This is a genomic window from Gilliamella sp. CG16, from assembly GCF_046635785.1.
Lineage (GTDB): Bacteria > Pseudomonadota > Gammaproteobacteria > Enterobacterales > Orbaceae > Gilliamella > Gilliamella apicola_I.
The window spans coordinates 75,011-88,589 of record NZ_JBIDFL010000001.1; the positions used below are offsets into that span (position 1 = coordinate 75,011).

General features: G+C 34.3%; 11 protein-coding genes and 1 CRISPR repeat array. All 11 genes read right to left on the reverse strand.

The genetic code is table 11. The features are described 5' to 3' along the window. Window positions 1-38: 38 nt before the first annotated feature. Window positions 39-737: direct repeats of the CRISPR family, unit length 28 nt; unit sequence GGTTTATCCCTGTGTATACAGGGAACAC. 566 nt (window positions 738-1,303) lie between these two features. Then, window positions 1,304-1,945: a hypothetical protein gene (locus tag ACGH47_RS00335; RefSeq protein ID WP_411590715.1), complete on the reverse strand. Its 642-nt coding sequence runs from the start codon at window positions 1,943-1,945 to the stop codon at window positions 1,304-1,306. A gap of 61 nt (window positions 1,946-2,006) precedes the next feature. Beyond that, window positions 2,007-2,192, reverse strand: coding sequence for a helix-turn-helix domain-containing protein (locus tag ACGH47_RS00340; protein ID WP_411622334.1), 186 nt, complete (start codon window positions 2,190-2,192; stop codon window positions 2,007-2,009). 101 nt (window positions 2,193-2,293) lie between these two features. Next, the gene (gene tssE, locus ACGH47_RS00345) at window positions 2,294-2,719 is read right to left on the reverse strand and encodes a type VI secretion system baseplate subunit TssE (protein WP_065557844.1); all 426 of its coding nucleotides are present in this window, start codon (window positions 2,717-2,719) and stop codon (window positions 2,294-2,296) included. Beyond that, window positions 2,720-3,235, reverse strand: a complete 516-nt coding sequence (gene tssJ, locus ACGH47_RS00350; RefSeq protein ID WP_267379321.1) for a type VI secretion system lipoprotein TssJ — start codon at window positions 3,233-3,235, stop codon at window positions 2,720-2,722. A 2-nt stretch (window positions 3,236-3,237) separates the two neighbouring features. Beyond that, on the reverse strand, window positions 3,238-4,299 hold the full coding sequence (gene tssG, locus ACGH47_RS00355) for a type VI secretion system baseplate subunit TssG (protein WP_411622336.1): 1,062 nt from the start codon (window positions 4,297-4,299) through the stop codon (window positions 3,238-3,240). Beyond that, entirely contained in the window at window positions 4,263-6,026 is a 1,764-nt protein-coding gene (gene tssF / locus ACGH47_RS00360) for a type VI secretion system baseplate subunit TssF (RefSeq protein ID WP_065557841.1), read from the reverse strand. Before tssF ends, tssG begins: the two co-directional genes overlap by 37 nt. 87 nt (window positions 6,027-6,113) lie before the next feature. After that, window positions 6,114-7,724, reverse strand: coding sequence for a type VI secretion system protein TssA (gene tssA, locus ACGH47_RS00365; RefSeq protein ID WP_411622337.1), 1,611 nt, complete (start codon window positions 7,722-7,724; stop codon window positions 6,114-6,116). A gap of 20 nt (window positions 7,725-7,744) precedes the next feature. Then, complete coding sequence (locus ACGH47_RS00370; protein ID WP_411622339.1) at window positions 7,745-11,077, reverse strand: ImcF-related family protein; 3,333 nt, start codon at window positions 11,075-11,077, stop codon at window positions 7,745-7,747. Continuing rightward, a complete protein-coding gene (locus tag ACGH47_RS00375) occupies window positions 11,064-12,299 on the reverse strand; it encodes a hypothetical protein (RefSeq protein WP_267379309.1) in 1,236 nt (411 codons plus the stop codon). The genes ACGH47_RS00370 and ACGH47_RS00375 overlap by 14 nt, the downstream gene beginning before the upstream one ends. Next, the gene (locus ACGH47_RS00380; protein WP_218837303.1) at window positions 12,299-12,571 is read right to left on the reverse strand and encodes a PAAR domain-containing protein; all 273 of its coding nucleotides are present in this window, start codon (window positions 12,569-12,571) and stop codon (window positions 12,299-12,301) included. The genes ACGH47_RS00375 and ACGH47_RS00380 overlap by 1 nt, the downstream gene beginning before the upstream one ends. Window positions 12,572-12,728: 157 nt before the next feature. Then, window positions 12,729-13,556, reverse strand: a complete 828-nt coding sequence (locus tag ACGH47_RS00385) for a DUF6708 domain-containing protein (RefSeq protein ID WP_411622341.1) — start codon at window positions 13,554-13,556, stop codon at window positions 12,729-12,731. Between the last annotated feature and the right edge of the window lie 23 nt (window positions 13,557-13,579).

Sequence of the window (13,579 nt, forward strand, 5' to 3'; positions counted from 1 at the left end):
TTTGGATTTATCACTGCATTAATAATTTCGTTATATGCGGTTTATCCCTGTGTATACAGGGAACACGATGCTGGCGTTTTTTAGAGCCCTGTCCATTTCGGTTTATCCCTGTGTATACAGAGAACACTAAACCATATTTTTCTTCAAGTTCTACGCAAACGGTTTATCCCTGTGTATACAGGGAACACTGGGATGCATATAGAGCTGGACGAAATGCCAGCGGTTTATCCCTGTGTATACAGGGAACACTTGATACTATTATTTTTCATAGTTAGTTAAGCCGGTTTATCCCTGTGTATACAGGAAACACCGGAGTCATGCTATCCCCTCGTGCCGTAATAACGGTTTATCCCTGTGTATACAGGGAACACCAGTTCTATATGATGATCAATTTGAATTTCGACGGTTTATCCCTGTGTATACAGGGAACACAATAATTTCGATATTCGCTGCTTTATAGTTTTCGGTTTATCCCTGTGTATACAGGGAACACGTGAAACCCATAGCATCGGCTGTGGCGGTTGTCGGTTTATCCCTGTGTATACAGGGAACACATATCCTGCAAAATTGCTATTTTTTCGTTAGCCGGTTTATCCCTGTGTATACAGGGAACACCACCATCCATCATACCTAAACCGGCACGAAGGAGGTTTATCCCTGTGTATACAGGGAACACTATAAATTGCCCGCGTAACCATCCAGATCGGCCGGTTTATCCCTGTGTATACAGGGAACACTCTAATTATAACCTATTGTTTATTAAATAAAATAGGAGCATGTAAAATTCTACCGGCTTTTTGTTGTTTTTTTAGGCACTTTGTTTCAAGACGCATTTTAAATGTAATTTAATATTTATCAAATAGTTACGTATATTCAAAACGATTTTTTAATGGCACACACTTTTATAATTTTTCAGTGCACCGACCAATTTTGTTGACTACATCAAATCTTATTTTTTGGTGTTTGATTTTGACGAACTATTCAATATTGATCTTGCAATTGCGTCTTTGCTTTATTCAGCATGATCTCGCATGTAATAACTATTAACTAAATTGGTAGAAGTTATAATAAAAAAATAGTCTGGAATTTTATCTATAAATAAACTTTTGGATCTTTCAAAAACGGTTATCCTTTAATATATACAAGGAACACGTTTTGATGTATGTAAGTGTGATATATTAAATGAAAACAAATAATAGCTAAAGTTTAAAAAATATACCGTTTGATTATTTTCCGTTCTCGTTAACCAATTGATAATAAAGATAATTTTAATGAGGGTATTAAAAAGAGACTTTTTCATTGCTTATTTATTTTTATCAAATCCTATGGGGATACTAGGATCTGTTAAATCTAGTTGAATATCTAAAAAATCAAGGGAATGTATTTTTGTATAATAAAAACCTCTTTCAAGTTCTGCCCACATTTCTTTTGATTTATATCTAAGTTCTGGAAATAATACTCCTCTATAAGTATGAACCCAAATAAGAATCCCACTTGCAAAAACAGTATTGTTTTCTTTCTGTAATTTTATCGCTTTATCTTCGAGAAGGATTAATAAATTTGGATAAGCGCTTAATGTTATAATTGGATCTAACAAATTAATACCATCTTTTAGCATTTTATTTTTTAAATCAAAAGTTAATGCTAATACAGAACCAATTTCTTTACTATCCATACCCTTAATTATTAATATAAATCTTTCTATTTCTTTTGTGGCAATTTTTAATTTCTTATTATATGACTTAGGTATAACCAAATTAGATTTTAAATTCACTATAATAGAAAAAAGTTTATTAAAGAAAACTTTTATATAATTATTAAAGAAAACTTTTATATAATTATAAAAGAAAACTTTTACATAATTATAAAAGAAAGCTTTTGCATAATAATAAAAGAAAACAATAGTAATAAAAAATAAAAAAAGTAACTTTAAATTATCGTTCATGATTTAACCTATAATTCTGCATGCCTCCGTTCAAACAACTCGATAAATGATCGGTTTATCACTATGTGTATCGGTAACAATTACTCACCCTTAAGATATGTGCCAATAAATCGAGGTCTTTTGGCTTGTTGGTTCCGTTTTCCCATTTAGAAACCGCTGCCCTTGAAATGTTACCCATTTTTTTTCCGATCTCTGCCTGACTCAATCCCCGTTTACATCTAGCTATTTTTATTCGTTCTCCAAGCATTTTTACTCCGATATGCTGTTCATTGTTAACACAGATATAAACGGTTTATTTTTATTTTATCATTAACTAATTTGTTATGCTTTTTATTTATCTTTCCTTCATTAATTTCGAGCTGTTTTTTTGGTATATCTTAATTGTGCTTTGCCATCGGGCATAAAATAAGTACCGTATTTGACTAGTCCACCTTCTTTAAAATAACAGACTAATTCATAGCTAAGCACCATAGAATCTTTATTTTTCTCATCAATATTGATATTTATTGATTCAAGTCGTGGCTCATAAATGAGTAATGTTTGTTCTATGGCTCTCATTAATACGTAAGCTGATGACGGTAATGCCTGAAAGATAGTGGACATGTCCGGTAGCCCATAATCAGGCATGTGGTTGATAGCCCCTGCCCGACTATTTAGAATACGCTCGATATTATCCATTACACTTATAATGGTTTGTTCATTTTCGGCTATTTCATCTATCGGGATACCAGACTCAAAATAGCCATATAAGATGTCATATAATGAAGCACTCATTTACTTTTCTTCCACAAGTTTAATGCTATATTGGCTCGCGATAATTTCGCGTGGTTCAGTGATATAAAGATCGCCACGTTCCAATACTATTCGCCAACTGTTATCTTTTAGATTTGGTTCTTTGAAAAGCGCTATCACGCCTACTACATCTGCTTTTTTATCAAATGGTGTATCAATTGAAATAGATGTATCGGGTTTTAGTACAACTTCTTTGCTTTCAATGAGTGATTCTTGTAATATTTCACTGTCATTATCAACGAGTTCCTGATAAGAAGCAGCGTTAAAATTATCAGCATCTTTTAATTGATAAATTCGGATCACAACGGGTGATGAGCGTCCATCATCATCTGTATTTAATTCAGCCCTTGCTTTTAGATCTAAATGTAATGTTCTGACATTCCATTTAAAGACAGAATCCGTGATTTCAACCGCTGTTTCACTTACACTCTGAGCTATACCACAACCCATTAGCGAAATGATTAATAAACTAGCAAGTAATGTTTTCATTATTCTCATTTTTAGTCCCTTGATTGATATACTTGATAATCAACACCAGAATAGCTACCCAAATTCACTTTGATTTCGTCTTCAACAGGTTGATTATTTTCGTCAGTTTTATTAAATGAAGCAGTTAATCCTAATCTGCTATTTCTTGATTTTAGTTGGCTTCTTGGTAGAAAAATTCGCTTAATACACAGCGTTATTTTGGCATCTACACGATAGCCTAAATAAGCCCGTAATAAAGCTAAAATATCATGAAATAATTGTCCGTCGGGCAATAGCTCAGCAATTTGATGTTCGTGTTGAGGCGTGATAACAAGATGAATACTTTGATTACACTCTTTAAAACGTGAACCCAATGCAGCACCACCATCTAATCCGATTCGATGTGGTCCTTGACCGCCTAATTTTGCTGGATAATCAATTGACTGCCAAATAGGATAAAATTCGCTTACACTCACTTGCGCATCATCGACCATCACACGCACTAATCCGATAATGCCTTCTGCTGTACGTGTTTTTTGAGACATTAATCCTAATAATGCAAAACATCGAGATAGTGGCGTACCTATTTGTTCAATAGTACCTTTTACACCTAATCCTATTAAACCAGACAAACATTTTGATACTGGATCACGCCCACCACTTAAATAACATGCTGGATAATGATACTTCAACCAAATACGATAAAATTGAGTAATGACCCGATGATTGAACATATCCAAAAAATCAGTCATCGATTGATAATTTTCGTCTCGCCGAATAATTTTATCAAGCAAACCAAGCGGTAATACGGCATCAACCCCATACAACCCTAAAAAACGTGTTCTAACTGTTGTTGGACGATTTATGTAGGGTGCTTTTTCTATATATTTCAGTTCACTTGCTGGGAAAGACATATCAACCGAAGGTGCAAAACGCAACGGATCTGCAGCTGGTGATTCGCTTTTACCCAATATAGGCTCGTCTGCATATAACTGCTCAAGTAACTGACAAAAACGATAAAAATTAATTTTTGGCAGTTGCTTTTCAAGCATCTGCATTAAAGGGCTGTTTTCGATGTTTTGCTTTGGTTCCATACAATTTTATTTCCTGTAGGTAGACTAATAATAACCAATTGTGTAAATAAATTAACATCGGCATATAAAGCAAAAAACTGATGTAATAATTCGCCGAACAGCATTACATCACCTTCCCCGGTAAATTGAAAACTATTGATAGTGACTTCTATTTCAATACCTCGTTGCAGCATACCTTTAACTGTGCGTTTAATCATTCGATGAGAAACTTCAACGATACCTTCTAAGCGTCTACGATTAAGTTCGTTATCTGTCCAATCATATAATGCGAGTGTTCCACGTAGAACTTCAGCATTCATTAGTGACAAATAATTCGGGGCAAGATGCGAAAGAACACGCCAATAAAAGCGATCCTCAGTTGGTGGATAGCAAGGTATTGTTGGAGAACAAAGATTTCGTACTTTAGCAATATTACCATTTGAGTCAGAAAGATCATGAATTCGAGCATTACGTAAAGCTTTACGAGGTAACATACCATTAGTACCTGTTATACGTAACGATAAAGTCTCGGTTTCGAGCATTTCGTTTTTATCCCAAATTTTACCGCCCAAAATCAGCCATGTGTCATGTAAACCGGAAGCACCTCTTCTCACTCGAGTATGATAATATCTTTCTGGCGCATCATGACGTAACATACCTCCACGGTGTTTAAAACTCGTGAATGGAACATATCGATAACGTCCATCACGCGTAATAGCTTCTACATGTTCAACAGAATACACTTCAACATGCCCATCTTGGCGTAATAAAGGTCGAAGTAAATATTCGCTTTCTAGCTGATTTACCACAATTGGATCGGCTTCCATATCAAACAAGTTGATGACTGGCACGCAATGCAAACGAATATTATCATCGCCAAAAGGCATATCGGTTGGCCATGATTGATTGAGCGTCAATTCGATATCAATATAAGTACATGCTTCTGATATATTGCTCGTTTTTAAACCATGCAAGTCAACAAACATAAATTTTTCACGAAATGCAAAATATTCTAGTAAAAGTTGATAGCCAGAAAATGCATTATCTGGTTTTAACCATAAGCGATCGTCTTCGCTGAATCCAACGGGGGTAATATGACCATTTAACGAAACTCTTGTTTCAGGATCATCAGAATAACGAACGTGAATTGAGCCAACTTTCTGCGTTAAAACATGATGTAGTGTTGATGCGATGGGGGCATCTGCATTTAAATAAAGGCGTAAACATGATAAATCCAACTGTTCAAAGTCTGCCAGTTCAGTAATACTCAACCGAATAGTAATCATGCTACGACCATCATGGCTTAGCCCTAATCTAGCTTGACTTATTTTAATAGGTCGTAAAGTGACGTCTTGTGTTGTTCTAAATGGACACCGTGTACCGACATGCCCCAATGGCTCAGATTGCACTTGCAATCCCTTTGGAATGACTTCTTCACGTGATAATGTCGTATAATTTGGCGTTAGTTCCACGATCGATAATGATGGGATCAGTCGTAAATAGTGAGGCCAAAGTAATGTCACTAAACTTTCCGTTAATTCGGGTAAGTCATCATCAATTTTTTGACGTAAACGACCAGTTAGAAAGGCAAACCCTTCAAATAAACGCTCTACATAAGGATCACGATCACCGACACGATCTAAGTTTAACAAACTAGCTCTATCAGGATGTATTTTGGCGAATTCTTTTCCTGCTTCTCGCAAATACCGCATTTCTGATTCGTAATAGCGTAAAATTAAATCATCCATTTTTCATCTCTTTATTTTTTTGTATATTCTGTTTAGTAATATCGTTATTGAAACTAACTACCCCATAAATAAGGTGCTTGATTAACGCTACATAACACTTAATGCTCTAGCTGGATCAAGTTGCATTAATTCGTGCTGTAACAAATCAATTTTTTCTGAAAGCTCGGGTTTAAAGCCATCTTTCAGTTGATTTTTTTGCTTCATTAGTTTTAATAAAAAACGTTTAACATCAAATATTAATTCTGGTTCCCACTGTAAAAGTGTCATTGTTTGCTGCTGACTATTGAGACCAAGCAATAATTTCATAGCGATATCTTGTTTACCCATTTGCTCAGCGACTCTTGCTTGCGTATATTGCAGCAAATAACGTTGTTTAGGTGAGCGTAAAGTAGGTAAATTTTGCAACCACTGAAATGCCTTTTCAATACTTTCACTATGCGCCAATTCTAACGCTTGTTTTTCAATTTCATTCCAATCGTTTTCGCCAGAAATCGAAATTGGTTCAATACTGTCACCTTCATCTAAATGATGAATGCGCGCATTGGTTGCAATCCAATTGAGCGTTTCATCATCGGCAAACGGTGTGCCATTATCGAATGAAAGCCGTTCTATGCCGTTTAATCTTTCAAGCATCAACCCAATATCCGTTAAAAATATGTCTGCCCAAGCTTGATGAGGTGCACCCATTTTCTGTAATGCCATTACTGTTGCTCGTTGTAAATCAAGCCAAAAATGGTTCGCACCTTCCATAAAAGCCGCTTCCACACGTTCAAAAAGCTCTGACCATTGTTGTTGGATAATTAAACGACTAATATTTTGTTTAAGTTCTGCTCTTGGTGCAGGTAAACGAGTTCGTCCTCGATGATCTGCTGGAGGTAAATCGACAATGGTATCCCAGCGTAATATTCGTAAAAAACGACCTGCTGCAAGATAGCCTTCTGGCTTTTCTCTTAAAAATGCAGCCATTTTGCGAGCTTGATCAAGTAAGTCTCGTTGTGAACCAATTTTAGCATCCGATAGTTTAGGAAAAGATTCTGGCATTGATTCAGAAACGGGCATAGAAGATGATGCGTTTTCTGGTTGAGTACTTTTAACGGGTTGCTTTAAATTATTGCTAAAAAAGTGAACAAGCGCAGAAAGATCTGGCGCTTCAAGCTTCTGCTCTAGAGTTTCGCCAACAAACAACGTTTGACAAATACTATCGATCTGATTTAGCGCTAAAATAATTCGCGAAAGACATTCTTCTGAAATTGGCTGTAATTGGGTAAGCGGCTCAAGAAACCTTGCATTTGCTAACCATTCTATCGCATTTTTACGAATATTATGCCGTGAAGGGTAAACAGAGGTTCCAAATTTTTCAAGTAAACCTGCTAATATTTCAACACCGTCGGCATAACCATTGGCGCCATCAATATGTAACCGAGCCAAACAATAATAAGTAACAACACGTACATCTTTACTATTCTTCTTTAAGATATTTTCACTTTCCGTCGCGACTAACTCGTAATCAATTCCGGAAAGTTTAGCGATTTCTTCTTTTATTTCCTGAAAAGTATCGTGATAGGTTAAATCTTCACCCGTTGGTTTATCAAGACTAATTGGCTCTAGCCAATCTGCCCACTGTAAACTTAGATTTTTTTTAGCTGATTCACTTGAATCTTGCGATCCAAATAAACGGTTTAACAATTGGCTAAACATAATAATCTTCCATCATATAATTAATTTTCAAAAACTCTATTCGGTAATGTAAAGTTACGCAATTTTAATAACGTTAGTGGTCCTTGCCCCAACTGTGTACGTAAAATATATCGTAATCTACCTTCCTCAGATACTTTCCAAACCAGCTCATAGCGACTTGAATCAAGTGGTTTAACTGATGCTTTTTCAAGTAGTCTAATCAAAGACCAATCACCATTGAAATAATCATAGAGTTTTAATCCTGTTTCATCAGAACTCCAACTTAACTGTGAATAAGGTGAATAACCATCACCAGGCCAATTGAATCGTTGCCAAGTTGGTGCTTGGTTATAATATTCTAATTTTTGTTTATTAATGATTAATTCAGTTCGGACAATATTATTACCACTGCGTGGCATTAGATCAAAGGCTAAACTAACATCACCTGATGTGATTAATTCAGATGATAAATCGTTAAATAACTCCAATGCGTTGATAAATTTCGGTGAAAAATTAAGTCCTTGAGCGTTCACCGTATTAACAACCCATCTGCCCCCTTTCTTTTCTAAGACGCCACCTAATTCATTTATAATAAAATTGTCGATAATGCCTGTATCACTACGTAAAAAACGAGCAAGTTCAGCAAACGACGCTTCGTTTTCACTATTTTTGAAAGGATAACGACCCGCAAATGACTTTTCCCATTGATGCACAATATAATTTTGCCAAATTTCGTTAAAACTTTCAGTCGCTGGGGTTAATACGACCTGCCACGATTGCTCAAGCGGTTGCTTAAATAAACTATGTCCAAATCCAGACCATTCATTACCTAAATTAGCGGCAATTAAATTTCCGTAATCTCGTGTTTCGGTCAAGTCAACTGACGTGCCTTTAAATACACTTTTAGCAAGTCCTTGCATCATTGCTTTAGGATCTGCGCTATTGGTCACATTTTGCAATTTTAAGCGGACTTGTGTGACTCGTGAAAGATAGGTTTGTAATGAAAGATTATTATTTTCATTTTTGATTAAGTTCACGATAGGTGAAAAAGTTTCTGTTAAAGGTCCTGAAGCCTCATTATTTGCTAATGGAATAACAGATTGATTCTTTTTGCCTATGATTTGCTGTGCAGTACGAATTAAATTATCGGACAGTCCATCGCCAGAATAATCAACTTCAGACTGATATTTAACGACATTAATTAATGCAATCAAAGGGGATTGACGATTATCAGCCAATAAAGTCAATTGCTCAATAACATCAGACACATTATTAGCTGGTTGCCATTGAATATTATTTAAAAAATACGCCCAAGATGCTCCATATTCACTAAAATAACGATCTTTTAATTGCTGTCTTAACACATCGGGGGATATTGAAGCAATTAAATTGCTTTGGCTATCTTCGCCCAATACCCAGTCAATTTGCTCTTTACGTGATTTAGCTGCGCTATTAATTTCATTTTTAATAGTATCTTCCCATGCTTTACGGGTAAAAATACCGGGAACTTCAACATCATTAATAAAGAGAATATTACTATCAATTCCTTCAAGTAATTGATTTAAATTTTGATTGGTATATTGTTGACTTGCACGCTGAATAATATCTTGATAAAGCGTGTTAACGGCATTTTGAACACCAATTTTATTAATCAATATTTTTTGTATACCATTGACCAAACGTTTGTCTTCTTGAAGCGCCCAGTCTGGCTTACTTTTTAATACTTGTCCCCAAAAACGGACCAGATCTGGCATTAATCGTTGCCAATCACCATCACTAATACCTTCTGGTGCTCGCCATTTTTGTGAAGCGAACTGACTTAAGTAAATACCATCACTTTTATCCGGATGACTTAACATTAAATAAGCCTTTAAAAAATCATAAGCTGAATCGGCTAATTTTAAACGCTCTGGACTATCTGGTGGTAGCTCTGTTAGCAAGGTTAAATAATCTGTCATTAGATTATGAAACGGAGTGGCAATATTTCTAGAATTGGTCACTCGATAAGAAAGCCACAAATTTTCTAAAAGCTCATTATTATGATTCAAACCAAATCGATAGCTAAATGGCGCACCGTGTTGTTTACGATATAGTAACTGCTCAATACGTTGTTGTAATTCAAATTGGTTTTGTAATTTGGTTGTTAAGTCTTGTTGAATCGAACTATCCGCATTTTTTACTAATTTAATACTATCGTTGATAAGGGTTGAATTTCGGAAATACGAGTTTAAAACACCTAAACCAAGCAACGTAGACACACCAAGTAAAAAGATGCAAGACACCATTCCCCAACGAATGCCCATACGTTTTCCTAACTGTGCATTGGCATCATCACTAATTGATTGCCAAGTTGGGGTCATCACTAAATAGTTATCAAAATTTAATTCTTCATTTTCTGAAAAGACTTGATGAGGTACAAAAAATAGCCCTCGAACATAAGGTGAATACGGAAAAGCGGTAAACATTCCCAAATAACGCTTAATGTGTTCAATATCACCTTTAGTTAATTTTTGACTTATTTTTAATAAAAAATCGTGAGTTATTGAGCCTTTAACTTGTTGCATTCCACGTATACAACACTCTTGGGACAATTGATACAATGACGTGTCGATTGATTGCAACGATTCTTGATTTAATAATGGGAAAATGACGCCTACACTTTGTTCGATACGACCTACTTGATGCCATTCACTATTTTGTGGCGCAACTAAATAGAGCGGAGCAGACCACTTCAATAATTTGTCACGTGCTTCTATTTGCTGTAAAGCTTTTTCAATCAACACTTGCTGTTGACGATTACTGTCAAGATAATATTTAGGCATTACCCATATAATGGCATTCAACGGTTTAGCCGCAAAAGGAATACAGCGAGAAAAACGTTTTTTTAATGCCAATAACCAAGATGTATCAAGCTCATGTTCAATATCACCACCATAAACCATCAACGTTTTATCACATAATTGCCATTTATCGTCTTGTAAATTAGGGAATACGGACTCGACATCAGTATATGATCCAATAACAAGACACTTTCTAATTTTATAACGCCAAAAAAGACCATGACGATGACGCATAAATTTGACTGGTTCCCAAAAAGAATCAGTAACGCTTTCTTTTTTCTGTTTTTTGTTATCAATATCAATATTCGTTTTATCTCCACGCTGAAAATCCAATTCCATCACTTTATGTGATAACAAATTAATAAGTCCATGGAAATGAGATAGGAATAACGCAAAAATGATAACTAATAAAGACGCGATAACTTTTTCGGTATTCCATACAAGAAATGAAAAATTATCCTGCCAAATCAAAACAACAATAATCATTGCAACAATTAGCAACAAAAACATCCAAATAAGTTTATAGTTTTTCATTTTTTTCACTTCTCTTATTATTTTCTTCTGGCAAACACGATACAACTGAGGCAGTAACATAAGGAGAACCTAATATTACTAATTGTTTATTTTTTGATTGAACGATATTTTCAATAGCCAAAGCAAGGTTTAACCAATAGGAACATAACCCAGCATTACCTATTGAATTTTCTACATCTAAAACATCTTTTGGTTCAAATCTGATTTCATTAAAATAATTCATGATGTCGTTTTTTATATCTGTGGTCATACAGTTACACCAAACAATATCATATGGAGCAGCAATATCGCTGCTCCACAATAAAGCATTATCAATAGTATTATTTAATACATTAGTTTGTTCACTACGATGGACTTTAACACCTGATTTACTAATATCAGAGGCATAACAATTTTTATCTACATTTTCACCAGCTAACAATAACATTGAAATGAATTCACCTTCATTTTTAACGGGAGTTTGAAACATATGACTACTAATGACTAACAATAATTCATTATCATGCTGACTGTTATCTAACCACGATTCTATAAATGTAGAAGAATTTTTTGGCTCTTCAATTTTAAAGCTGGCAGGGTCATTGATAATTTTTCCCAAAGTTTCAGACCATAAAACCTCCATTTTATTTTCTTCCAATTCCGATTCAAAAAATAACCTTACATGAATATTGATATTACTATTTAAAGTCAAAAATTTAACCTTAAATTTTGCTTTCCATTGTTCAAATACTGATTTCAAAAAGTTATAATTACTATCATTGTTTTTGTAATCATTTATTAAAGATGTGTAAGCAATAACAGCACCATCATTACCATATTGTTTCGCGATCATCTGAAAACTTTTATTTTTTAATGCACGAACATTTTCGGTATTACCTTGTTGCGTGACAAGCGCATGTTCTAAAACATACAACCCTCTTTGTCCATATTTGATTAATTGTTGCTTTCGGCGTTCACGATGTAAATTCCATTCTTTATTATAATTTTTACGGTAACCATGAAAATAAATACCATTTAAAAATATAAGTAACCAAGCAAAAAAAGGAAATAAAAAGAAACCTGATATAAATAAATTATTTGGGATATTGTAAAAAAAACTCAGCACAAAGGTAATTATACTTCCGCACAAAATGAACCCAACAAGCAATATAACCCAAAACCAACGATTTATTTTTTTAACTTCTGGTTTTGGTTTTGGTAGTAATGTTAAATCCACTGGCATTAAGCTTTCCCAACCTTAGATACTGATGAAATTAAAGAACAACCACAAGCAGTTTTATGACCATCCAAAGCAATACATTTACCTTGATCTGTAAAACTTGATTCTCCTTCAATGATAGGATTAACCCCATGATTCTTTATAGGACAGCTAACTAAATCTCCTACTCGAGCTACAGGCTTACCTAAAACAATCATTGTCGATGAGGCAGTTATGACTTTTCCCCCATGATCAGTTGAGTCACCTAAACGAATGACCCCTATTAAATTGCTCACTTTTTCATTCCCTTTATTATTTCCTTACTCTTTTAACATATTTTAACCCATCTTGTAATGAAAATTAATATTTTTTTAATTTTTATATAGTTTAAGCAATTTATTGTTTAAATACTTTTATAAATATTCTTTAACTTTAATTCTCGATATTCGGGGATTATTTGTTTTTTTCTTTATATTCAGCATCTATTTGTAGATAAGCTTCAACTGAGCCAGCTTTGGATTTTCTATCTATCTCTTCAGGCCATTTTATTTTGATAAACCATTCAAATCCTGATTCCATGATGAGTTCATTATTTAAATTTGTATCGGAAAACATCATATAACTATTTAACCACATCCATTCATCGTAGTTTAAACTGTTATCTATGGATAATATAAAATGATCGACCACTATAGTTGTATTTGGTTTACATACTAAACATTCTATACGGTAACTTCTAAGAATACCTCCGCTGGGAATCGGTGTTGAGACCGAACTTACTACACCTTGGATATTTACCCAATCAAACTCTTTAATGCTTATCTCTTTAGATTTAAATGGTGAACGAATAAAGGTTGCCCATGAACCGAAATATAGAATAAAATGGTCATAGATATATACCTTACCAGTTTTACGGTTAAAACGTACAGGGCAATCTTCAGGAGCCAATAGTGTGGTAATAAAAACTTGAATTAATATTTGGTTACAAATCAAAAATAAAAAAAATAAAAAAATAAATAATGCTTTATATTTATTAAAGTGAAATATTGCATAGATTTGAATAATCAATCCCGAAATTGCTATCAATAGACATATGAAATAAATAATAATAAAAATTAAACGAAATAAGCATCTCATCCCTGTTAGGCGTCTTGATAATTCACAATAATCATCATTGATAATACGTAACTTTTTATTAGTTAACTGTAACTGGGTCGTATAAATCCCTTTGTGCAGATCTTCACGCCAACAGGAGACTTGAGGTTGGTACTTAGAGGGCATTCTTACGATCTCCTTTTTCATTT

Excerpts from the sequence above, each read along its gene's own strand:
- tssG (WP_411622336.1), bottom strand. The coding sequence starts at position 4,299 with ATGGAACCAAAGCAAAACATCGAAAACAGCCCTTTAATGCAGATGCTT.
- tssF (WP_065557841.1), bottom strand. The coding sequence starts at position 6,026 with ATGGATGATTTAATTTTACGCTATTACGAATCAGAAATGCGGTATTTG.
- ACGH47_RS00370 (WP_411622339.1), bottom strand. The coding sequence starts at position 11,077 with ATGAAAAACTATAAACTTATTTGGATGTTTTTGTTGCTAATTGTTGCA.
- tssJ (WP_267379321.1), bottom strand. The coding sequence starts at position 3,235 with ATGAGAATAATGAAAACATTACTTGCTAGTTTATTAATCATTTCGCTA.
- ACGH47_RS00340 (WP_411622334.1), bottom strand. The coding sequence starts at position 2,192 with ATGCTTGGAGAACGAATAAAAATAGCTAGATGTAAACGGGGATTGAGT.
- tssA (WP_411622337.1), bottom strand. The coding sequence starts at position 7,724 with ATGTTTAGCCAATTGTTAAACCGTTTATTTGGATCGCAAGATTCAAGT.
- ACGH47_RS00375 (WP_267379309.1), bottom strand. The coding sequence starts at position 12,299 with ATGCCAGTGGATTTAACATTACTACCAAAACCAAAACCAGAAGTTAAA.
- tssE (WP_065557844.1), bottom strand. The coding sequence starts at position 2,719 with ATGAGTGCTTCATTATATGACATCTTATATGGCTATTTTGAGTCTGGT.
- ACGH47_RS00385 (WP_411622341.1), bottom strand. The coding sequence starts at position 13,556 with ATGCCCTCTAAGTACCAACCTCAAGTCTCCTGTTGGCGTGAAGATCTG.
- ACGH47_RS00335 (WP_411590715.1), bottom strand. The coding sequence starts at position 1,945 with ATGAACGATAATTTAAAGTTACTTTTTTTATTTTTTATTACTATTGTT.